The organism is Vibrio sp. B1-2 (genome assembly GCF_963888445.1).
Classification (GTDB): Bacteria; Pseudomonadota; Gammaproteobacteria; order Enterobacterales; family Vibrionaceae; genus Vibrio; species Vibrio anguillarum.
Window position 1 is genome coordinate 49,936 of sequence record NZ_CAWPJH010000022.1, and the last position, 19,919, is coordinate 69,854.

Genomic DNA, 19,919 nt, shown 5'->3' on the forward strand with positions numbered 1-19,919 from the left:
GTGACTAATCTTATATTGAATGGGTATATCAACAATTTTGATGAATCGATACGGATCAATTGGGGGTAACCTTTACCAATGCAGATTTCACCAGCATTAGTCTTAAACATAAATTAACAAGTTGAGGATTTAGAACGCGTTTCAACAGTTGCGCTGTCGCTCAGCGTTGGCTGGTTAGATCGTTGATGCAACCACATACCACTTGTTTTCATCGCAAAGCCAAAAATGCCACCGAATAGAAGTGATGGAATAACCAGTTGCCAATCACCACCCGCAGCAAAAGTAGCACAAGCGCCAATAAAGGTTCCAGGGATATAACCAAGCCACGCTTTCGACGCTTGAATGCACATTAAAAATGCCACTACCGCAGTGACAACGTAGCCCAAAATATCCAAGCTCACCAAACTGGATGAATGAATAATGACCATTGCCCAAAAAACGCCACTGATATTAGTTATCAAACTTTCTGCAAGACCTTTAATACCTTCGGTTGGAGAGGCAAAATAACTCGTACATCCTAAAAAGCCAGCCCATGATAGTAAGCCTAACGAAACGGCTATCCAGCCCCAAACACCAGAAAGAATGCCTGTCGTTAGTGAAATTGCAAATAGTGTGCTCATAGCGCCCTCATTTAGCCGCTATCTGCCTGTCATTTAACAAGCCGTTGCTATAGCGACATCAATAAATCAAGTGCCGATATTAAAAGCTTCAACCACAGATAACTAGTGACCTAAGTCATGAAATAAATGCAATGACTACACTTATTTCATTGAAATGTTGACGCAAACGATAAATCAACATATTTGAAGTGCTTTTTAATCGAGCATGAGCGTTAGATTAGGTGATGAGGGTGTGTGATATGATGCTAAATGCGAACACTCAACAGCTTCACTTATCACACCCCATATTGAGAAGTAACAAAGTAAATCATAACCAAGATTAACAAGCTTAAAGTACGCTTGGTCGTCCTTTCATCATGCGCAGTCCTTCACGCTTAATGCACTCAACCAACGGGTTTTCAGCCATATCTGCTCGCCAAATAAACGACAACGTTCTTTCCATATTCAGATCAGGCACATTGAGCGCTACCAGTTGGCCATTCTCAATAAAGCGTTCTACATCGAGGTAAGGTAAACAAGTTAAGTACGGACCATTCGCAACCATACTGCGTAGCACAGGAACATGTTCGTACTCTCGCCACACATCTAAATCGGAAATAAGATGGTGAATCGAGCTATCAAAAATATTGCGAGTGCCAGAACCGTGTTCTCTTAACACCCATTTGGCTTGTTCAAGCTGTGCAAGACTCACCGTTTTACATTTGGCAAAAGGATGATGAGCCGAAGCTATCACTGTTAGGTGATCTCGACACCACACTTCTTGGGAAATACGGTTATCATCGCATCGACCTTCAATGATACCAAGGTCATATTTGTAGTCGAGGATGCCATCGATCACCCCTTTGGTGCTTTTCACACCAAGCTCAATACGCATCTCTGGGAAATCGTTATCAAGAATGCTGATAAGGTCTGGAACGAGGTGCTCGGCAGGGGTCTGGCTGGCCCCCATACTGATTTCACCGCTAAGCAAGTGCTGATCATAAAAGCCCATTTCGATCTGCTGAGCATCTTGTAATAAACGCTTCGCTTTCGGCCTAAGCCACATTCCCCAATGAGTTAATGCCATCTGCTTTCCTTGTCTTTCGAACAAAGGGCGACCTAACATTTTTTCCAATTGTGCTAGCGACATACTGGTCGCGGATTGAGTTAACGCTAATTTATCCGCAGCTTGACTGACGCTGCCACTATCGGCAACAGCATCGAAAACTGCTAATTGTTTGAGTGAATACCGCACTGCTTTTCCTATTTAGCTTTCATCTACTGCGCGCCACACCTTTAATTTCAAGGGAGTTAATATGCGCAAACGGTTTCATTCTACTCTTTCATTTATTCATATCAATTCATTTGATGAGTAATCTAAAAATTATCAATTTTACTACTTCATGACCCGTTCGTTAGTCTGTATGGGAAGCAAGGCATGACGCTTTGTTTGAACTTGGGAGGTAATTATGAAATTGAGCTTTGGGAGCGTGTATGTCTGCAGCCTACTCTGAAAATAAACAGCTGTTCTCACCGATTGAGATGATGGCAGAAGCCGAGAAATTTGCATTAAGCAAAGCCAAGAAAAGTAGCGGTATGACACTGAGCCTTGCCATTATGGCTGGTGCTTTTATCGGCTTAGCATTTTTGTTCTACATCACGGTCACCACAGGCAGTGCTAACGCAGGTTGGGGGCTCAGTCGGTTAGCGGGTGGTTTAGCCTTTAGCATGGGGCTGATTTTAATCGTGATTTGTGGCGGTGAACTGTTTACCAGTTCCGTATTGTCGAGCATTTCTTGGGCCAATAAACAAATCAGCTTTAGCAAAATGTTATCCATTTGGGGCAAGGTTTATATCGGTAACTTCATTGGTGCCATGTTCTTACTGCTTTTAGTTACTGGGGCTGGTCTCTATCAGTTGGATGATGGTCAATGGGGGTTGAATGCGCTGAACATCGCGCAGCACAAACTACACCATACACCTGTTCAAGCATTTTCTCTTGGGGTGCTATGTAACTTACTGGTTTGTCTTGCGATTTGGTTAACGTTTAGCTCTGCCAATGCAATGACCAAAGCCGCAATGACAATTTTGCCTGTGGCGATGTTCGTCTCTAGCGGTTTCGAGCACTGCGTAGCCAACATGTTTATGGTCCCTTTAGGCATTGTGATTCAAAACTTTGCACCAGAGAGCTTCTGGCAGCAGATCGGTATCAGTGCCACTCATTACGCAGATTTGAACATTCATCAATTTGTGGTGGCAAACCTTATCCCAGTGACTTTGGGCAATATTGTCGGCGGTGCTGTGTTGGTTGGTCTCGCCAACTGGTCTATTTTCCGCCGTCCACAACTTAAAGCCGCAAACATTAGCACTATTACGGAAACAGCAACAATTACGTCAGTGAAGGAAACGAAAATGAATAAAACAATTACAGTTAAAGACATTATGAACACCCAACCTGTAACTCTAGGCGTGGAAATGCCAACCGCAGTAGCGATTGATATGTTGCTGGATAACCAGCTCGATAGTGCTCCTGTGGTTGATGTGGCTGGTCGTTTAGTCGGATTTTTCTCAGCTCACGATGCCATGGTGGATTTATGGTGCCAAGACTACCTCCCTACCGAAGGGCAAAAAGTGGTGGATCTTATGAGCCGCGATGTTATCGCCATCGATGCATCTGACCGTCTGATTGATATCGCCGAGTTTTTATGTATTGATAAAGAACAGTTATACCCTACCACTAGCATGGGCATTGCTACTCGTTTTAGCTCACTCTCTTTAGAAGAGCGCGCAAAAAGCATGAAAGTGAACAAACCACAAAATCTCCCCGTCCTTGAAGATGGCAAGTTTGTCGGTATGCTAACTCGTAACCATGTACTGGCAGCACTACGTCCAATTTATGGCGAGCGTCTAAGCGTGGTCAAAGAGCGTACGTTAGAAACGGCTTAACACGTTGTTTTGTTCAAAACGGTTTTTGGTCAGGAAATAAGTCGCTTGACTAAAAAGCAAAGACCCCGCATTGCGGGGTCTCTTTGATTCATCTATTTCGCTTGTTACTATCCCTGACGCCACCAGCGTCCGACGCACGGGTTTTCAGGATCAAGATATCGATTCAATAACGTTAAGTTGCTGTCGAACAAAATGAGATAAGGTTGAATCTCACTGACACTTAACGCCCCCTTTGTGGCATTGATACACTGCATCAATAAATCCGTAAGACAGCGAACAAAAACCCACTTTGGGTTGTCTGCGATTTTATGGTTGATCGCTAAAATAGCCTCATATGCGATTTGGTAGGGAATGGCTCTCACTTGCGTGAGATCGCGCAAAAATGAGCCCGCTACAACACCTTCAAGATAGACACGGTAAGTCGTTAGTTGATCGACCAATAGAAACAGTTCCGCGGCTAAATGCGTATAAGGGTATTTCACCGCTAGGTGATCGTGCAGATCCGGTGAAATAGCCAGCGTGATCTCCATCATTTCACAGCGTTGTTTAAGCACTCGCAGTAACCCTTGCTCATCCATTAATTGCTGAATTTCAAAAATACGCTGCAAGTGATAGTCGTTAGAAATGAAAGTGACAGGTAGTATTTTTTGCGTGTCAATGCCACCGTTTTTTTGCAGCTCTAACGCGACGTTCTCGATATTTTCCACTGTGCTGGTCGAGTGTTCTTCCAGCAAAATGCGGTTATTCGAAAGTGACACATTGAGCCGAGTAAGCTCCGATTGAAGGTAATGATACATAGCCTTCGCTTCAGAAATCTGTTGCCCTAGCGTGAGCCCACCACATAAAGCAATGACACTATGATCGATGTCATGACGTTGTAACGCCTTAACAAGGCCATCAACACGGCTACGCCCTTCTAATGTTAATTGCTGATCAACAAGTCGTTTACCTAATACGATATAAAGATGCTCGGCTACCATCGTTATTTTTCTCTCTCCATTCCAGCCACCATAAAACTTGTGTCATAGCAATCGACATCAAGAAAGCAGCAGTATTAAAACGTATGGTTTGGTAACACGTAAATACTCCTACATGTGCATAGTGCTTGAGTCAAAAAATAAAATAAACAATCACTTTTTAAACATTACTCAAACGATAGCCACGCATTAGAAATGCTCGTGTATAAAGTAAGGTTTCTGCGATAATTGTTTCAATTTATTTATAACTACCAATGATAAAATCCACAGGAATAAACTCTAAATATCCACTGCATGGAGAGATTAATATGTGGAATAAACTCAATAAATCAATGATGTTCTGCCAAATGATGTTTGGCTTATCATTTTACGGGGTAATGGTTATCCTAACCCGTTTTTTTCTAGAAGATTTGGATTATAACGAAGCCGATACCATGATGGTGGTAGGAGCATTTTCATCCATTGGCCCCCTTTTTGCGATCGCTGGTGGTTTTATTGCCGATAAGTTCCTTGGCGCTTATCGTTCATTAACCATTGCCTACGGCGCTTTTGCTCTTGGTTACACACTACTGGTGCTGGGTGCCTCAACAACCAACGTCGCGATGGCATTAGCAGGCATCGCTTTAGCGAGCTACGCACGCGGATTAATGTCTCCTTCTTACCCCAGTTTATATAAACGCACTTTTAGCTCCCAAGAACATTTTGAAAACTGTTACCCTGTCAATTATTCGGTAAACAATGTGGGGGCATTACTTGGTCAATATTTATTCCCGATGTTTGTTTTAGTGATCGGTTTTCACGGTAGCTTTATGCTCTCAGCCATTTTGGCAGCGTTCGCCTTTGCCACTTTAATTGTGTTTAACAAATCATTAGTGAATGCTGCAGCTGAGATTGATCAAGCTCCCGTAAGCGTGAAAAACTGGCTCGCCTTTTGTGCAGTATCATGCGCGATGGTTGGGCTAGTTTTCTTCATGTTTTCTAATATGGACATCGGTCAAAACATCGTTTATGCCATTGGTGCGGCTGCCATTTTTTACTTCATCTTTTTGATGTTTAAAGCGAATCGATCCGATACCTTGAAAATGGGCACTATTCTTATCATGACGGTGCTCACCACCTGTTTCTTTGTCTATTACGGGCAAATGATGACCTCCATGACCATGGTAACCATCAATACGATGCGTGGTGACTTATTTGGATTAATCCCAATCGCTCCTGAAGCATCAATGGCGATGAACCCACTGTGGTGCATTGTTGCTGGGCCTGTCATTGCTATGACTTTCTCTTCACTGGAAAAGCGAGGCATTAATTTTTCAACAGCCACTAAAATTGGCTTTGCATTCATCTTTACCGCCATTGCATTTGGCATCTTAACCATGGCAGTCATGAATATTGGTGCTGATGTTGTCATCAGACCAGAAGTCTTTTTGATGATCCACTTCTTCCAAGCTTTTGCGGAAGTCATTGTTGGTAGTTTAGTAGTAGCCTTCATTTTGTCAGTGGCTCCCAAGCACATCGAAAACTTTTCGGTTAGCCTCTTTTCAGTCGCCATCGCCTTAAGCGGCATTGTGGGTGCGGTGTTCTCAACCTCCATCGCATTAGAAAAAGGTCAAGTGATCAGTCAGCATATCGTCCAAAGCGTTTATGGCGACTACTTTAAAATGCTCACGATCTTAGCCGTAGTGATGGTAGCAGTGGCCATCGTTGCTTCATTGGTTGTTCGAAAAATGCTTGAAGCATCAAAAATGAACGAACGGGATGAACTTGCAGAAGTTGCACCTAACGAAGTTTAAACATCAGCAAAATGTGAGCATTATTAAGCCTCATACCATTATGCGTATGGGGCTTTTTATCTGCAAAGTTACATATTCCCATCTCTTCAAAGTAAAATAACGTAAATGATAGTTATTATCATTGAATCAATTGAGCACTCAGTTTAAGGTTATACCTACAAAAGACAAAACGGTAATCTAGAGAATAATGAAAAAAGAAACAGAACCTAAACGCTCTTTCTATCCACTCACGGTTGTGGGTAGTCAGCAGATTTCGCCTTCCCTGCAACGCGTTACGTTACAGGGTGACTCAATTGAGCATTTTACACTTGAAAACGAAGGCGATTATATCAAACTGTTGTTTAGTGAAGATGGTGGCACTGATTTGTCACGGTTAACCCCTGATCAGCGCCCAATAATGCGCACTTATACCATTCGAAGCTTTGATGCGACCAGCAACCGCATTGAAATCGATTTTGTACGGCATGAGGCGGAAGATAAGCAGTGTGGATTTGCAGTCAGATGGGCGATGCATACGGCCATTGGCGATACGATTTCAATCGCTGGCCCAGGTAAAGCTCAAGGGTTGAATCCCAATGGGAAATGGTTTTTCTTAGCCGCTGACATGACCGCGATCCCTGCCCTTGCAGCTCAATTAAAACGCTTACCGCGTGATGCAAAAGGTTATGCAGTAATTGAAATTGAGCATGTGGATGACAAACAGGCACTACAGGCTCCGGAGAACATAGAGATCTCTTGGGTCGTGAAAGACAGCAGCACCAATTTGGCGACTTCGGTTATCGAGAAAAATTGGCTGGGTGAGAATGGCTCGGTATGGTGTGCGTGTGAATTTGATACCATGCGCGCGCTAAGAGAGTATTTTCGCAATGAAAAAGAGATAGCCAAAGACTATATTTATATCAGCAGCTACTGGAAACGTGGCGTCAGTGAAGATGGGCATAAACAGCTCAAACAAACGGATGCACAAACTCAGTCATAAACAGCAATAACACAGTAAAAAGGTGACTTAATAGAGGTCGCCTTTTTCATTGAATGCGCTCAATTTTCAACGAACATAGCTTTAACAGACCTAGCTTTAACGGACCTAGTTTTAATGGACCTAGTTTTAATGGACCAAGCCTCAGCGGGCCACGGTTAGCTTGGCTAACGACTCAATACAAATCGCGTCATGTCGCCAGTATTCGATGCCACAATCGATCAGTTCACCCTGTTGATTATAATTAATGCGCTCAACGACCATCGCCGGAGTGCCTGATGTAGCGCGTAGCGCTTGCGCCATATGACCAAGCAAAGAGCTAGTGGTAATTCGATAACGGACTGTTTGATACTCCACGGCAAAATGGTCGCGATAAATATCCGTCAGTGATTGAGACAAATCGAAAGTCAGCAAGTTGGGAAACAATTCAGGGCGCACGTAATTCGTCACATAGACCACGGGGCGATCTTCTAAATAACGCACACGATCAATTTGGTAAACATCCGAAAATGGCTTTAATCCCAATAAGAGCGATGCTTGTTTATTGGCTAATAGCGCTTTTGCCATCATCAGTTCCGTTTTTGGTACTCGGTTTTGTGCTAAAGCCATGTTGGTAAAATTCAGAGTTTGGGTTGGGTCGTAACGTATCGGCTCGGGAGAAATAAACCAACCTCGCCGATCTTCTCGGTAGATCTTGCCATCCGCTTCCAACAGAGACAAAGCCTCACGCAGGGTAACGCGTGTGGTATTAAACGACTCTGCAAGTTTTCGTTCAGAAGGTAATTTTTGACGAGGGGCAAGCATGCCAGCATCGATTTGTTCAACAATCACATCTTTAATTTTTACGTACTGCACAACATCCACTCCCAGCCTAAATACGTGCATGCCAAATTCATAACAAACTGATACCGTATTATTTGCATTCTATGTCGAACAAGATTAATGTCATAGCCTGAATCGCAATAACATTGACGTTAATTTTTATACCGCCTAGCTTTTGGGCGGTATTTCTTTTTGGAGTATTAAAAATGTCAAACTTAGCACCTGTCTTAGTTTCAAGCCTTGATATGGACAGAATATCCGCATTACTGGATGGCATGCCTAAACTAACGCCAGAGTTAGAAAAGCTCGAGGCTGAGTTGGATAGAGCCACCATTGTCGCCCCACAAGAGATGCCAAATAATGTGGTGAGCATGAATTCGACCGTACGCTTCAAGTTTATCGACAGTGATGAAGTGATCGAAAAAAATCTTGTGTATCCGCATGAAGTGAAAAGCAGTCAAGATATCTCTGTTTTTGCCCCAGTAGGCAGTGCATTGTTGGGCCTAGCTGTTGGTCAACAGCTCAGTTGGCCAATGCCAGGTGGTAAAGAAAGAGTGATTGAGATTCTTGATGTAGTTTATCAACCTGAGCGTGACGGTGAATTCAACCGCTAACGAATCTATTTGTTGGTGTGGAGGTCGATATCATCACTCCACACCCCAAGCCACATCATTGTAAATAATTATGCGACCAAAATATCTTTAAGCTCGTGCAATGAACGCACATGGTAGTGTGGCTCAATGCCATCAACAGCACTTGCGCCAGTAGAGTTTAACCAACAGGTTTCAATACCAAAATTCAAGCCACCTAGAATATCGGAATGCGGGTTATCCCCTACCATCAATACACGATTTTTAGCAGGGTTACCCATTTTATCTAGCGCGTAGGCAAAAATCCCGTGATCAGGTTTCGCTACACCAACCTCTTCTGAAATAATCACGTGGTCAAAGTATTCACTCATCCCCGTTCTTTGCAAACGAATCGCTTGAAGTTCGGTAAAACCATTAGTAATGATGCCAAGTTTCGCTCGACCTGTAAGGGCATCCAATAACTCTTTTGCTCCTGGTAGTGGAGTGCAGATATCAGCCATGGCTTCAAGAAATGCGCTGTTTAATTCCGTGGTTGTCGTCGCGAGCTTTTCTGCCCACTCTGCAAAACGAGTATGCTTCAACTGCGCCGCCGTGATATCACCATTTTGGTAATCGACCCACAGTGGTTTATTAACTTCTTGGTACTGCGCAAAATCTTGTTCAGTAAACAACACTCCTTTGCGCTCAAACATCAGCTGCATACCTTTGAAAGCATCAAAATGAAACAAGGTCTCGTCAGCGTCAAATAAAATCCAGTCGTACTTCATGATCTCTCCTCATAATGTTCGGGCTAGTTTAGATTGTTTTTAGTTAAATGATAATCTCTATCAGAAAAAACTTTTAAAATTCAATGTGATAACGAATCCAATCGTCCCTGTAATAAAAAAGGCTCCAATGAGCCTTTTCTTATGCTTAATATTGCAAATTATGATGCTTTTTCAGCTTCGTTAACCATAGAAAGCGCCAATGCTTCGGCCGCTTTAATACCATCAATGCCTGCTGATAAAATCCCGCCAGCATAACCTGCACCTTCACCTGCCGGATAAAAGCCTTTCAGGTTGATGCTTTGGAAATCTTTACCCCGTTTAATGCAAATAGGTGATGACGTGCGAGTTTCTACTCCAGTTAACAAACCATCATCAGAGGCAAATCCTTTGATCTGCTTATCAAACGCTGGGATCGCTTCACGAATGGCTTCAATGGCAAAATCAGGCAACGCTTTTGAAATATCTGTCAACTTGATGCCGGGTGTAAAAGAGGGTTCGACATCACCTAACGCACTCGGATCGCGACCTTGTAAAAAGTCACCAATTTTTTGTGCTGGCGCATCGTAGTTTTCGCCGCCAAGTTGATAAGCTCTTGATTCAAGCTCACGTTGGAAGCGCACGCCCGCCAGCGGATCACCGGGATAATCACGTTCAGGATCAATACCCACCACAATCGCACTGTTAGCATTACGTTCTGCGCGAGAATATTGGCTCATGCCATTGGTCACAACGCGCCCCTCTTCAGAAGTAGCCGCCACTACCGTGCCACCGGGGCACATGCAGAAGCTATAAACAGTGCGGCCATTCTTACAGTGGTGAACCAATTTGTAGTCCGCCGCGCCAAGAATGGGGTTACCCGCATTCGAACCAAAACGCGCTTCATCAATCATTGATTGTTTATGTTCAATACGGAACCCTATTGAAAAGGGTTTGGCTTCCATATAAACGCCACGTTCATGCAACATTTCAAAGGTATCACGTGCGCTATGACCGACCGCAAGGACAACATGACGTGTTTTAATTTCTTCACCATTTGACAGCGTAAGCCCGGTAATTTGCCCTTCTTCGATGTGAATGTCATCAACACGAGTACTAAAACGAATTTCACCGCCTAATTCGATGATTTTGGCACGCATTTTTTCAATCATGGTCACCAATTTGAACGTGCCAATGTGCGGTTTGCTCACGTACATGATTTCAGCAGGTGCGCCCGCAGCGACAAATTCTGTAGTGACCTTACGACCATAGAAGTTAGGATCTTTCACTTGGCTATAGAGTTTTCCATCAGAAAAAGTTCCCGCTCCACCTTCGCCAAACTGCACGTTAGATTCAGTATTCAATGTACGTTTACGCCAAAAACCAAAGGTATCTTTGGTGCGTTCGCGCACTTCTTTACCACGCTCGACAATGATTGGGTTAAACCCCATTTGAGCAAGAATCAGTCCTGCGAATAGACCACAAGGGCCAAAGCCTATCACCACTGGGCGCTCAGTAAGATTCGCTGGCGCTTGAGCAACGAATTTGTACTCCATATCCGGCGTCACTTTCACATGCGGATCATCAGCAAACTGAGCAAGCAACTCTGTTTCATTCTCCACGCTCACATCTAGCGTGTAAATCAGCATGATTTTCGTTTTCTTACGAGCATCGTAGCCACGTTTAAACATATTGAATGAAAGAACTTGTTCATCAGCAATACCAAGTTTTTCAGTAATAGCAGCAAAAATTGCCCCTTCCTCGTGGTCCAAAGGAAGTTTAATTTCGGTTAAACGTATCATGTCGGTGTCTCGTTTTAGTCGGTGTCTTAGCCAAAGCCGCAAGCGGCCCGCTCACAATGGCGCGCATTTTACGGGAAATAGCGTTATCTGTCATACTAAATCCCGAATTCATCACACGTTACGCTAGATATTCATAGCGTTGGATGTTGAAATTTAACTTGGGATGCGTATTATCCCCATTCTTCATTTTTGACTAACTAAGAGCTGATCATCATGGCGTTTGTCGTAACGGATAATTGCATCCAATGTAAATTTACTGACTGTGTCGCGGTATGCCCTGCAGATGCCTTTCACGAAGGCCCCAATTTTATGGTGATCAACCCCATTGAATGCATTGATTGCGGTTTATGTGTTCCTGAATGTGCAGCTCAAGCTATCTTTCAAGAAGATGAACTCCCAGAAGATCAGAAGATTTACATCGAACTCAATGCTGAGCTTGCCGATATATGGCCGGTGCAAACCGAAGTCAAACCAGCCATGGATGATGCTGAAAAATGGAATGGCGTGCCAAACAAACTGGGGATGTTAGAGAAGTAGTCTTTTCTTTTTATAACTAGCGTTATAAAAAAAGCGCAAACACGGCATCCGTTATCACGCTTTTTGACGACAATCCAAAGCAACAACTTTTAAGCTTTACTTATTGACCGAGTGATCTTGGTTTGATCTAGTGATGTTGGCGGCGCAGGTTATCCAAAATAATACCCGTAGCCATTGCTACGTTAAGTGACTCTGCTCCCCCGAAGGCGGGAATGGTGATTTTGTCGGTGACATATTGAGCCGCTTCGGCACGAATACCATGCGATTCACTGCCCATCAATAAAATCCCTTCTGCTGCAAATTTCGTATGATGTACGCTCTCACCTTCTAAAAAAGCCCCATAAACAGGTAGATTTGAACTCTGTAAATAAGCACTCAAATCCACTTGGCTCACCGTAACACGCCCAAAGCTACCCATGGTGGCACTGATGGTCTTCGGATTGTATGGATCGGCGCAATCGTGGCTAGCGACAATGTGTTTAATGCCATACCAATCAGCGACACGGATAATCGTCCCTAAATTACCGGGGTCAGAAACACCATCGAGAGCGATCATCAATCCTTTTGCTTCAGGCACCGTCACTTCGGGGATCTCAACGACGGCGATTGCCGCATTATTGCTCACCAAAGTGCTGGCTTTGGTTAAGTCATCTAATGTGGCCTCAATGCATTCAAAAACACTAAGCTCAACGCGGTTTTGTGCGATAAACTCCGCAGTGGCAAAAACCTGCTTTACCGTCAGTTGGCTGTTAATCAATTCCAACACGTTCTTTTCGCCTTGCACTAAAAACAGGCCATGAGCCTTGCGCTGTTTCTTTTGGCCTAAAGCACGAAGTAGTTTCAGTTGGTTTTTTGAAATCATAAAATATCCGCAGTGAGGTAAGGTTGGCCTAGTAAAAACGCCGCATTATAGAGTAAAGGCCGTCAGAGCTAAAGCAGTGTAAGTCGAGTTTCAATACCATATGTTCAGTTACTAACAAACAAGGAAATCCATATGAAACGTTTTCTTCCCTCTTCCGTTATGTTAACCCCCTTTGTCGTCAAGCATTATGATCAACAAGATAGTGATCAACTTGAAGATGATCATCATAAAGAGCCCAACGACAATGACACAAAAGAGAACGAAGAATCGAGCTAAAAGCTCAGACATTAGTTTATAATCCACTCATTAAATAACTTTACAACCCATTTTTTGACGTTATTATCGCGACGCAAACGTTTTCCCAACCCGTACAATACTAAATAATGAGGGTTTTATGCTGCCTGATATTGAAATTTGCCGCGCCACTTCATTAACCTCCATAGAGGCTATCGCTAACAAAGCAGGATTCACCGCCAGCGAATTCCACAGCCAAGGCCGCTTTAAGGCCAAAATTTCATTAAGTTGCCTTGAACGTTTGCAAACACAAACGGTTGGAAAGTTAATCCTTGTGACTGCTATTACCCCAACGCCATTAGGGGAAGGAAAAACCGTCACGACCATAGGACTATCACAAGGAATGGCAAAATTGAGTCATTCGGTGATGGCATGTATTCGTCAACCCTCAATGGGACCAATCTTTGGTGTTAAGGGCGGAGCCGCTGGCGGCGGTTATTCACAAGTGGCACCAATGGAAGAGCTCAATTTGCATCTCACTGGCGATATCCACGCCGTCACAGCCGCGCATAACCTAGCGGCAGCGGCGATAGATGCCCGGATCTATCACGAACAGCGCCTTGGTTATGACGATTTCGAGCAGCGCACCGCAATGAAAGCACTGCGTATCGACCCAAATAATGTGGTTTGGAAGCGAGTGATGGATCACAACGATCGCGCATTGCGCATGGTTACCGTTGGCCGAAATGAAACGGATAAATCAATCAATGGCTTTGAGCGTGAAGATGGTTTTGATATTTCAGCGGCTTCTGAGCTGATGGCGATTCTTGCATTAGCCAAAAACTTAAACGATCTGCGTCAACGGATTGGGCGGATTGTCGTCGCCTATAGTCACCATGGTACACCGATTACCACCGAAGATTTACAAGTCGCTGGGGCGATGGCTGTCAGTATGAAAGAGGCGATTGAACCTACATTAATGCAAACGTTAGAAGGCGTACCGACACTGATTCACGCCGGGCCTTTTGCCAATATCGCGCACGGTAACTCTTCTATTATCGCTGATGACATCGCCACAAGGTTAGCCGAATTTACTGTAACAGAAGGCGGCTTTGGCTCTGATATGGGATTTGAAAAGGCGTGCAATATTAAAGCAGCGACATCTGGGAAAGCGCCAGATTGCGCCGTTATCGTCACCACACTTCGCGGCTTAAAAGCGAACTCTGGTCTGTATGAATTGCGTCCCGGCCAGCCAGTTCCCGACACTCTATTTCAGCCAGACCATGCCGCGTTGGTGTCCGGTTTTGAAAATCTCAAATGGCATATTGAAAATGTGAGTAAGTATGGAATACCCGCCGTGGTTACCATTAACCGCTTTCCACAAGACAGCCAAGAAGAGCTTGAGCAGCTCGCCATGATGATTCACGCACTACCTTATCAGGTGGAGGTAGCACTGAGTGAAGGTTTTGCTCTTGGAGGCGAAGGGACGACTGAGCTTGCTTCCAAAGTCATTAAGCAGTGTCAAAAAGTGAGTACGTTCACACCGTTATACCAAGCACAGCAGACGATCGAAGATAAGATCAACGCCGTGGCGAAAAAGGGCTATGGCGCGGCAAGCGTCACTTTTAGTGATAAAGCACGACGTCAAATGCACAACATGCAAGAGCAAGGTTACGGGAAGCTTGCTGTCTGTTTGGCGAAGACGCCACTTTCAATTTCAACCAACGCTGCGATTAAAGGCGCACCAAAAGGTTTTGATGTACCGATCCGCGAATTAAAGCTCTGTGCGGGTGCTGGCTTTATCTATGCGCTATGCGGCAACGTGATGACCATGCCGGGCCTTCCTGAAAAACCCGCCTTCATGTATTTAGACATTGATTCTAAAGGAAATATTATCGGCCTAACCTGATATTATTGTTCGAAATTAACCTTTCTGAACACAAATCTTCGGGCTCAGAAAGGTTTTCTTCACGCTATTTGTTTTCTTTCTCTGTAATTTTTTGCGCTTTTCACCGTTCTTTACCAGTACCAATAAAAAATAAGTAAGGTCGGTTATGAAACGTTTTACTCCCTTTATATTCTCAATAGCGCTTATTGTGCCTATTCTGTTTTCGCTATTTAGCCAAGCAGAAACTCAGCCCAAAACCATGCCCAGCATTGGTAATCAGCAAGTCGCGACATTAGCTGGGGGCTGTTTTTGGTGTACAGAATCTGATCTTGAAAAACTCAACGGTGTCATTAGCGTTGTCTCTGGTTATGCGGGTGGCAGCCTTGAAAATCCAACCTATAAACAAGTCTCATCAGGAAAATCGGGCCACATTGAAGTGATTCAAGTGACCTTTGATCCGCAAGTTGTCAGCTACGAGAATGTATTGGATCATTTTTTCCGCCACATTGATCCAACGGATGATCAAGGCTCGTTTGTTGATAGAGGCCCACAGTATCGGCCTGCCATTTTTTATCACAACAGTGAACAGAAGCAGACCGCGCAGCGCTTTATGCAAGAAATCGATGCGCTAGGGATCTTCAAAAAGCCGCTCAAAACAGAGCTGATTCAATACAGCCAATTTTGGCCTGCTGAAGAGTACCACCAAGATTTTTATAAAAAGAGCAAAGTACGTTACACCTACTATCGTCATGCTTCCGGACGTGATCAATATCTTGATACCATCTTCGGTAAAGATCGTAATGAGCATCCAAAAACCTTACGTCAATTGATCGAAGCGCAAAAAATGCAAAACAACGTTAAGGTATACACCAAACCTTCGAATGAAAAGATACGCGCCAAATTGACTGATTTGCAATATTACGTGACGCAAGAAGAAGGTACTGAACGCGCATTTAACAATGAGTATTGGGATAACAAAGCCGATGGTATTTATGTCGATGTGGTCAGCGGAGAGCCATTATTCTCTTCTACCGACAAATACCGTTCTGGTACAGGCTGGCCCAGTTTTACTCGGCCAATTAATGAAGCGTATATTGCGACCAAAAGCGATTCTCGGCTTTTTTATACCAGAACCGAAGTGCGCAGCCGTTTTGCAGATTCTCACCTAGGCCATGTCTTTGAGGATGGACCAGCACCAACCGGCTTACGCTACTGCATGAACTCTGCCGCGATGCGATTTGTACCAAAAGAGGCGATGCAAGCTGAAGGCTATGGCGAGTACTTGGTTCTGTTTAAATAAAATTTGGCTCTGTTTCAATAAAGCGTGCGTTGCTCAATGAAAAAAGCCCTCGGCTTCACTTGCGAGGGCTTTTTTCATTGAGCAACGTTAATAGATGGACTCAACTGAGATTCGATTAATGTAAACCATGGAAAAATTCGGCGCGGGTGGCAGGGTTAGATTTAAAAATACCGCCTAATGCTGTGGTAGTCGTTTCACTGGTCGCATCCATAACACCACGTGACTTAACACAGTAATGAGTGGCATCAATAGTGACTGCGACATCGTCTGAACCGAGTAAGGTTTGCAAAGCCACCAGAATCTGCTGTGTCATTCGCTCTTGAACTTGGGGGCGCTGAGCAAAAAAACGTACAATACGGTTAATCTTAGAAAGACCAATTATCTTGCCTCTTGGGATATACGCCACCGCGGCTTTACCATCGATAGTCACTAGATGATGCTCACAGGTGCTGGTCACGGTAATCTCTTTTACGCGCACCATTTCACTGACGTTCATCTTGTTTTCGATCACAGTAATTTTGGGGAAGTTTTGATAATCGAGGCCGGAAAACACTTCATCCACATACATTTTCGCAATTCGATGGGGCGTCTCTTCTAAACTGTCGTCGGTCAGGTCAAGACCGAGTAGTGTGAGGATCTCACGCATATGGTGTTCGATTTTTTCTTTCTTTTCTTCACGAGTAACCTCATTTGGACGCATAGGCGTTTCCAAACCTCGGCTCTCTAGCGCATCTTTGACCAACTTTGCTGATTCGCTAAGACCTAGCATTCCGATTCCTCTTACTTTTTACCCCTTTCGGATGGCAGACAATGATACTCGGAATTTTGAATAATTACATCCATATTTTAAGGATGGTCATTATTGCCCGTAAGCAATGTATGATAAAGTCCTCGCAAAGAAAAAAGCTATAGGAACCGATCATGGGCTGTTGTGATTCACCGGGCTTAATGCCTATCGAACAAGCGTTAGAGACAATGCTAGCGAATATCAAACCCATCCAAACGACGCTGAAACTACCGCTAGCCGACGCATTAGGCTATGTGTTGGCCGAAGAGTTACTCTCACCCATTTTTGTGCCGCCTTTCGATAACTCAGCGATGGATGGATACGCTATTCGATTAGCTGATCTGCAACAGTCAACCACTCTGCCGCTGGCTGGCAAATCTTTTGCCGGTCTTCCATTTGAAGGGCCGTGGCCAGCCAACAGTTGCGTACGAATTATGACTGGCGCGAAAATTCCAGCTGGTTGCGACGCGGTGATCATGCAAGAGCAAACGACCGAAAACGAAAATGGTATCTGCTTTCTACAGCCGAATGCAAAGCCTCAGCAAAATATTCGCCCCACTGGTGATGACATCAAACAAGGCGATGTAGTGCTACACAAAGGAGCTCGCTTGACTTCGCGTGATATCCCAATGATTGCCACACTCGGCATCAGCCATGTGACCGTTTTTCGTAAACCCAAAGTGGCCTTTTTCTCAACTGGAGATGAGCTAAAACCACTCGGTGAACCTCTTGCTGAGGGGCAAATCTATGACAGCAATCGTTATGGCATTAAACCATTAATTGAGAATTTTGGTTGTGAAGCGATTGATCTTGGGATCATTGCTGATTGCCCTGCCACTTTAAAAGCTACCTTTGATAAAGCTCAACATTTGGCCGATGTGGTTATTACTTCTGGCGGCGTAAGTGTAGGCGAAGCTGACTATACCAAAGATATTTTGCAAGAACTCGGAGAAATCGGTTTTTGGAAACTGGCAATAAAACCGGGCAAACCGTTTGCATTTGGAACATTAGATCATGCTTGGTTCTGTGGCTTACCTGGCAACCCCGTTTCAGCCGTATTAACCCTATACGTCTTGGTGCAACCTATGCTGGCTAAATTGGCTGGACACACTCACTGGAAAGCACCGGAGTCCATTCCAGCCATCACTAAAAATGCCTTTAAAAAATCACCGGGCCGTACTGACTACCAACGCGGTATTTACACAATTGAAAATGGCCAGTTTGTTGTTGAAACTACCGGAAACCAAAGTTCGGGGGCATTTCGTTCGATGAGTCTCGCCAACTGTTTTGTGGTGTTAGAACAAGATCGTGGCCGAGTGGAAGTGGGCGAAACCGTCAATATCCAACTTTTTAATCCCAGCTTGTATTAAGGATCACTATGGAGATCCTATCTGATCAAGAGCTACTGCGTTACAACCGACAAATCATTCTCAAACAGTTTGATTTTGAAGGACAAGAAGCACTTAAACAAAGCTCTATTTTAATTCTTGGCGCAGGAGGATTGGGCTGCGCTGCAAGCCAATACCTTGCCACGGCAGGTGTTGGTTCACTCACGCTCATCGATGATGATGTGGTTGAGCTCTCTAATTTACAGCGCCAAGTGCTGCATAGTGATGCCGATATTGGACGTAAAAAAGTAGACTCAGCGGCAGAGTCACTGCGTATGCTTAACCCGTATTTAACGGTAAATACCGTTGATCAACGCCTTGAAGATGCACAATTGAAAGCATTAATTGAACAGCATTCTTTGGTGCTGGATGCATCAGATAACCTTGATACTCGTAACCAATTGAATAAACTCTGCTTTCAAACTAAAACACCACTGGTATCTGGTGCTGCGATTCGTATGGAAGGGCAAGTCAGCGTGTTTATGTATCAACACCCAGACGAGCCCTGTTACCAATGTTTAAGCGCTCTTTTTGGTAGTAACGTACTCACTTGCGTCGAAGCGGGCGTAATGGCCCCTGTCGTCGGGATTATTGGCGCGGTACAAGCGATGGAAGCGATCAAAGTGATCGCCCAATATGGGCAGGTAAAACAAGGCAAAATTTTGATATTGGACGCTCTTTCAATGACGTGGAGAGAAATGAACTTAATCAAACTCGCTCACTGCCAGACTTGCCAGTAAATGAACGACAAAGACTCAATAATATCTTTCTCGTTCGTCCACCGCATCCGCCCACACAATAGGAGAGTTAAACTCATGTCACCACTCGTCTCCCCCCAATGGCTAGCACAAAAGTTAGGCGACCCGCGCACCGTTATTCTTGATTGCAGTATTGAATTCCAAATTCCCAGTGAAACTGAGAAAGATACTCTGCATAACATTCCCGGCGCTCGGCGCTTTGATTATGATGATGAATTTTGTGACCTACAATCGCCACTACCTCATATGATGCCTAGTGAAGATCGCTTTAACCAATTAGCACAATCGATCGGTTTAAACCACGATTCGATCGTCGTTGTCTATGACAATAGCGGGACGTTTGCATCACCGAGGGCATGGTGGATGCTCAAAGCGATGGGACATGCGTCGGTATACGTTCTTGATGGTGGATTAACCGAATGGAAACGCCAAGGTTTACCCGTTGTAAAAGAGTACACACATGCCTTTAAACACGGAAACTTCCATGGCACGCTCGATCCTCGCTATTTTGTGAACGCAGACTATGTGCTTGCACAAATAGAGAACCCAGAGAGCTTAACTGTTGATGCACGTTCACAAGCCCGTTTTTTGGGTCAAGTGAAAGAACCAAGAGAAGGCGTGCGCAGCGGCCATATTCCTCACTCTATTTGCTTACCTTTTACAGAGTTGATGAATGGGCATAAGCTTAAATCACCGCAAGATCTACAACCTATTATGCAAGCGACGCTGGCTGCTGGAAAAAAGCAATACATTTTCAGTTGTGGCTCAGGCGTAACCGCCTGTATTGTGCTGCTGGCTGCGCAAATTTGCGGCTACGAAAAACTGTGCGTTTACGATGGTTCGTGGACAGAATGGGGGCAACGCACTGAGCTGCCTATTGAGCTTTAGTCTCTGAATCAAATCCCCATCATTGTGGG

General features: G+C 44.3%; 19 protein-coding genes. 11 read left to right on the forward strand and 8 right to left on the reverse strand.

Features of this window, described 5'->3' with window-relative positions; genetic code table 11:
• Positions 1-113 precede the first annotated feature (113 nt).
• Positions 114-620, reverse strand: coding sequence for a DUF1097 domain-containing protein (locus AACQ75_RS08540; RefSeq protein WP_019281895.1), 507 nt, complete (start codon positions 618-620; stop codon positions 114-116).
• A 328-nt stretch (positions 621-948) separates the two neighbouring features.
• Positions 949-1,854 (reverse strand): LysR substrate-binding domain-containing protein, encoded by a 906-nt coding sequence (locus AACQ75_RS08545; RefSeq protein WP_013867825.1) that lies wholly within the window; start codon positions 1,852-1,854, stop codon positions 949-951.
• A 239-nt stretch (positions 1,855-2,093) separates the two neighbouring features.
• Here AACQ75_RS08545 and focA point away from each other — a divergent pair, with 239 nt between their 5' ends.
• Positions 2,094-3,545: a formate transporter FocA gene (gene focA / locus AACQ75_RS08550; RefSeq protein WP_170888477.1), complete on the forward strand. Its 1,452-nt coding sequence runs from the start codon at positions 2,094-2,096 to the stop codon at positions 3,543-3,545.
• Positions 3,546-3,652: 107 nt separating this feature from the next.
• Here the strand turns inward: focA and AACQ75_RS08555 are convergent, their stop codons facing one another.
• On the reverse strand, positions 3,653-4,525 hold the full coding sequence (locus AACQ75_RS08555; protein WP_170888478.1) for a YdcF family protein: 873 nt from the start codon (positions 4,523-4,525) through the stop codon (positions 3,653-3,655).
• Positions 4,526-4,830: 305 nt separating this feature from the next.
• Between AACQ75_RS08555 and AACQ75_RS08560 the strand changes: the two genes are divergently transcribed.
• Positions 4,831-6,315 (forward strand): peptide MFS transporter, encoded by a 1,485-nt coding sequence (locus AACQ75_RS08560; protein ID WP_026027790.1) that lies wholly within the window; start codon positions 4,831-4,833, stop codon positions 6,313-6,315.
• Positions 6,316-6,502: 187 nt separating this feature from the next.
• On the forward strand, positions 6,503-7,294 hold the full coding sequence (locus AACQ75_RS08565) for a siderophore-interacting protein (protein WP_170888479.1): 792 nt from the start codon (positions 6,503-6,505) through the stop codon (positions 7,292-7,294).
• Between the two features lie 141 nt (positions 7,295-7,435).
• On the opposite strand, the gene phnR is transcribed toward AACQ75_RS08565, so the two are convergent.
• Positions 7,436-8,146: a phosphonate utilization transcriptional regulator PhnR gene (gene phnR, locus AACQ75_RS08570; RefSeq protein ID WP_026027711.1), complete on the reverse strand. Its 711-nt coding sequence runs from the start codon at positions 8,144-8,146 to the stop codon at positions 7,436-7,438.
• Positions 8,147-8,319: 173 nt separating this feature from the next.
• Between phnR and rnk the strand changes: the two genes are divergently transcribed.
• Positions 8,320-8,727 carry a nucleoside diphosphate kinase regulator gene (gene rnk, locus AACQ75_RS08575; protein WP_170888480.1) on the forward strand — a complete coding sequence of 136 codons (408 nt, stop codon included), beginning with the start codon at positions 8,320-8,322 and terminating at the stop codon, positions 8,725-8,727.
• Between the two features lie 68 nt (positions 8,728-8,795).
• On the opposite strand, the gene yjjG is transcribed toward rnk, so the two are convergent.
• Together yjjG and AACQ75_RS08585 are read right to left on the reverse strand one after the other, a co-directional pair.
• Positions 8,796-9,470 carry a pyrimidine 5'-nucleotidase gene (gene yjjG / locus AACQ75_RS08580; RefSeq protein WP_013867832.1) on the reverse strand — a complete coding sequence of 225 codons (675 nt, stop codon included), beginning with the start codon at positions 9,468-9,470 and terminating at the stop codon, positions 8,796-8,798.
• Positions 9,471-9,628: 158 nt separating this feature from the next.
• Positions 9,629-11,248 carry an NAD(P)/FAD-dependent oxidoreductase gene (locus AACQ75_RS08585; protein ID WP_170888481.1) on the reverse strand — a complete coding sequence of 540 codons (1,620 nt, stop codon included), beginning with the start codon at positions 11,246-11,248 and terminating at the stop codon, positions 9,629-9,631.
• Positions 11,249-11,461: 213 nt separating this feature from the next.
• On the opposite strand from AACQ75_RS08585, the gene fdxA reads away from it, so the two are divergent.
• On the forward strand, positions 11,462-11,785 hold the full coding sequence (gene fdxA / locus AACQ75_RS08590; protein WP_010318513.1) for a ferredoxin FdxA: 324 nt from the start codon (positions 11,462-11,464) through the stop codon (positions 11,783-11,785).
• Positions 11,786-11,912: 127 nt separating this feature from the next.
• Here fdxA and AACQ75_RS08595 read toward each other — a convergent pair whose 3' ends face one another.
• On the reverse strand, positions 11,913-12,647 hold the full coding sequence (locus AACQ75_RS08595) for an RNA methyltransferase (RefSeq protein WP_047688384.1): 735 nt from the start codon (positions 12,645-12,647) through the stop codon (positions 11,913-11,915).
• 132 nt (positions 12,648-12,779) lie between these two features.
• Here AACQ75_RS08595 and AACQ75_RS08600 point away from each other — a divergent pair, with 132 nt between their 5' ends.
• The 3 genes from AACQ75_RS08600 to msrB all read left to right on the forward strand — a co-directional run bounded on the left by AACQ75_RS08600 (position 12,780) and on the right by msrB (position 16,069).
• On the forward strand, positions 12,780-12,923 hold the full coding sequence (locus tag AACQ75_RS08600) for a hypothetical protein (RefSeq protein ID WP_013867835.1): 144 nt from the start codon (positions 12,780-12,782) through the stop codon (positions 12,921-12,923).
• A 118-nt stretch (positions 12,924-13,041) separates the two neighbouring features.
• The gene (locus AACQ75_RS08605; protein WP_170888482.1) at positions 13,042-14,790 is read left to right on the forward strand and encodes a formate--tetrahydrofolate ligase; all 1,749 of its coding nucleotides are present in this window, start codon (positions 13,042-13,044) and stop codon (positions 14,788-14,790) included.
• Positions 14,791-14,935: 145 nt separating this feature from the next.
• Positions 14,936-16,069 (forward strand): peptide-methionine (R)-S-oxide reductase MsrB, encoded by a 1,134-nt coding sequence (msrB, locus tag AACQ75_RS08610; protein WP_170888483.1) that lies wholly within the window; start codon positions 14,936-14,938, stop codon positions 16,067-16,069.
• 115 nt (positions 16,070-16,184) lie between these two features.
• On the opposite strand, the gene folE is transcribed toward msrB, so the two are convergent.
• Entirely contained in the window at positions 16,185-16,838 is a 654-nt protein-coding gene (folE, locus tag AACQ75_RS08615; protein WP_013867838.1) for a GTP cyclohydrolase I FolE, read from the reverse strand.
• A 152-nt stretch (positions 16,839-16,990) separates the two neighbouring features.
• Between folE and moeA the strand changes: the two genes are divergently transcribed.
• From moeA to AACQ75_RS08630, 3 genes are all read left to right on the forward strand, one after another.
• Positions 16,991-18,226, forward strand: coding sequence for a molybdopterin molybdotransferase MoeA (gene moeA, locus AACQ75_RS08620; RefSeq protein ID WP_013867839.1), 1,236 nt, complete (start codon positions 16,991-16,993; stop codon positions 18,224-18,226).
• Between the two features lie 8 nt (positions 18,227-18,234).
• Positions 18,235-18,984: a molybdopterin-synthase adenylyltransferase MoeB gene (gene moeB, locus AACQ75_RS08625; protein ID WP_017046935.1), complete on the forward strand. Its 750-nt coding sequence runs from the start codon at positions 18,235-18,237 to the stop codon at positions 18,982-18,984.
• A gap of 75 nt (positions 18,985-19,059) precedes the next feature.
• Positions 19,060-19,890: a sulfurtransferase gene (locus tag AACQ75_RS08630; protein ID WP_170888484.1), complete on the forward strand. Its 831-nt coding sequence runs from the start codon at positions 19,060-19,062 to the stop codon at positions 19,888-19,890.
• Positions 19,891-19,919: the final 29 nt, after the last annotated feature.

Bases quoted from the DNA above. Each gene is read 5' to 3' on its own strand.
- AACQ75_RS08540 (WP_019281895.1), bottom strand. From the start codon at position 620: ATGAGCACACTATTTGCAATTTCACTAACGACAGGCATTCTTTCTGGT.
- focA (WP_170888477.1), top strand. From the start codon at position 2,094: ATGTCTGCAGCCTACTCTGAAAATAAACAGCTGTTCTCACCGATTGAG.
- AACQ75_RS08555 (WP_170888478.1), bottom strand. From the start codon at position 4,525: ATGGTAGCCGAGCATCTTTATATCGTATTAGGTAAACGACTTGTTGAT.
- AACQ75_RS08560 (WP_026027790.1), top strand. From the start codon at position 4,831: ATGTGGAATAAACTCAATAAATCAATGATGTTCTGCCAAATGATGTTT.
- AACQ75_RS08565 (WP_170888479.1), top strand. From the start codon at position 6,503: ATGAAAAAAGAAACAGAACCTAAACGCTCTTTCTATCCACTCACGGTT.
- rnk (WP_170888480.1), top strand. From the start codon at position 8,320: ATGTCAAACTTAGCACCTGTCTTAGTTTCAAGCCTTGATATGGACAGA.
- yjjG (WP_013867832.1), bottom strand. From the start codon at position 9,470: ATGAAGTACGACTGGATTTTATTTGACGCTGACGAGACCTTGTTTCAT.
- AACQ75_RS08585 (WP_170888481.1), bottom strand. From the start codon at position 11,248: ATGATACGTTTAACCGAAATTAAACTTCCTTTGGACCACGAGGAAGGG.
- fdxA (WP_010318513.1), top strand. From the start codon at position 11,462: ATGGCGTTTGTCGTAACGGATAATTGCATCCAATGTAAATTTACTGAC.
- AACQ75_RS08595 (WP_047688384.1), bottom strand. From the start codon at position 12,647: ATGATTTCAAAAAACCAACTGAAACTACTTCGTGCTTTAGGCCAAAAG.
- AACQ75_RS08600 (WP_013867835.1), top strand. From the start codon at position 12,780: ATGAAACGTTTTCTTCCCTCTTCCGTTATGTTAACCCCCTTTGTCGTC.
- AACQ75_RS08605 (WP_170888482.1), top strand. From the start codon at position 13,042: ATGCTGCCTGATATTGAAATTTGCCGCGCCACTTCATTAACCTCCATA.
- msrB (WP_170888483.1), top strand. From the start codon at position 14,936: ATGAAACGTTTTACTCCCTTTATATTCTCAATAGCGCTTATTGTGCCT.
- folE (WP_013867838.1), bottom strand. From the start codon at position 16,838: ATGCTAGGTCTTAGCGAATCAGCAAAGTTGGTCAAAGATGCGCTAGAG.
- moeA (WP_013867839.1), top strand. From the start codon at position 16,991: ATGGGCTGTTGTGATTCACCGGGCTTAATGCCTATCGAACAAGCGTTA.
- moeB (WP_017046935.1), top strand. From the start codon at position 18,235: ATGGAGATCCTATCTGATCAAGAGCTACTGCGTTACAACCGACAAATC.
- AACQ75_RS08630 (WP_170888484.1), top strand. From the start codon at position 19,060: ATGTCACCACTCGTCTCCCCCCAATGGCTAGCACAAAAGTTAGGCGAC.